Annotated in this window: 1 protein-coding gene; it reads left to right on the top strand. The window is 71.5% G+C overall.

What is annotated here, in order from left to right:
* The coding region (locus HKX41_11105; protein NNC24679.1) for a hypothetical protein at nucleotides 1-291 on the top strand (291 nt) is incomplete at both ends.

Raw genomic sequence — 291 nt, 5'->3', positions numbered from 1 at the left:
CCGTCGGCGTCGACTCGCACGTCACCGGCGGCATCAAGTACACCAAGCCCAACGGCATCAGCTTCCGCCAGCAGCGCGATCCGGTGGTCATCATCGGGCCGAACGCGCGCGTCGACGGTCCGCTGGTGTTCGAACGTCCGGTCAAGCTGTACGTGCACGCCAGCGCCAAGACCGGCGCGATCCGCGGCGCCACCGCCGTCGCCGGCGACGCGTCCGACGATGCGCCCTACCGCGACACCCGCTACCTGCCGGTGACCGCGACCCTGCGCTTCGACGGCGACGGCCTCGACG

It is taken from the genome of Salifodinibacter halophilus, assembly GCA_012999515.1.
Classification (GTDB): domain Bacteria; phylum Pseudomonadota; class Gammaproteobacteria; order Nevskiales; family Salinisphaeraceae; genus Salifodinibacter; species Salifodinibacter halophilus.
The sequence above is the reverse complement of the archived record's forward strand: the minus strand, read 5'-3'. Positions and strand labels throughout refer to the sequence as shown.